2 protein-coding genes are annotated in these 905 nt (G+C 72.6%); one reads left to right on the forward strand and one right to left on the reverse strand.

What is annotated here, in order from left to right; all coding sequences use genetic code 11:
* Nucleotides 1–260 (forward strand): CBS domain-containing protein (locus tag E2E34_RS34485; RefSeq protein ID WP_138905737.1); only part of this gene is annotated, 260 nt, incomplete at its 5' end.
* Between the two features lie 22 nt (nt 261–282).
* Here the strand turns inward: E2E34_RS34485 and E2E34_RS34490 are convergent.
* A partial coding sequence (locus E2E34_RS34490; RefSeq protein WP_138905738.1) for an AAA family ATPase occupies nt 283–905 on the reverse strand: 623 nt, incomplete at its 5' end.

Below are 905 nucleotides of genomic sequence, written 5' to 3' on the forward strand. Positions count from 1 at the left end.
TGCCGCAGCGGGTCTGGCGCCCGATGGCGACGCTCGGCGCCGAACTCCCGCTGGACGACGCCCTGTCGGTGATGCGCCGCGCCGCGACGCATCTGGCGCAAGTGGCGGACGGGACGGGACGGGTGCTCGGCCTCGTCGCGCTGGAGGACGTCCTGGAGATGCTGGTGGGGGAGGTGCGCGATCCCGCGCACCGGGTCGCGGCGCCCCGGCCGTCCCCGGACCCGGCGGCCGCGGACGAGACGGCGGCGCTGGTCGGGTGACCCGTCGAGCCGTCCGCGCCGTTCAGAGCGCGGGCGGCTCCTGCCGCCCCCGGTTCGCCGGGCCGCGCCCGGACAGCACCTCGCCGTACGCCTGCATCAGGTCGGGCAGGCGCAGCGTCGCCAGATCGTCGCGGGTGGGCGTCGCGGCGTAGCCGGAGAGCCTGAGGTCGCGGTACGCACAGCTCTTCTCGTACAACGTGCGCAGGAAACGGCCGTTGCCCAGCTCGTCGATCCAGCCCTGGCCGACGACGTGCCCGCTGATGCTGCGCAGCTCCTCCAGGGCTTCCTCGTCCCAGGCGTCCCCGTTCTCCGCCGCCAGCACCTCGCCGATGGCTGTGAGCTCCAGGGGGCGGTAGCTGGGGAAGTCCACCCGGGTCGTGAAGCGGGAGGAGAGGCCGGGGTTGACGGCGAGCAGGCGGTCCATGCCCTCCGGATAGCCGGCCAGGATCACGACGAGATGGTCGCGGTTGTCCTCGGCGCGCTTGAGGAGGACCTGGAGGGCCTCGTCGCCGTACGCGTCACCCTTGCTGTAACCGGAGTTGGAGAGGGAGTACGCCTCGTCGACGAACAGGACGCCGCCGATCGCCGAGTCGATGAGCTCGTTGGCCTTGACGGCGGTCTGGCCGAGGAACTCCCCGACCAGAT

This window comes from Streptomyces albidochromogenes, from assembly GCF_005981925.1.
In the GTDB taxonomy this organism is placed as follows: Bacteria; Actinomycetota; Actinomycetes; order Streptomycetales; family Streptomycetaceae; genus Streptomyces; species Streptomyces albidochromogenes.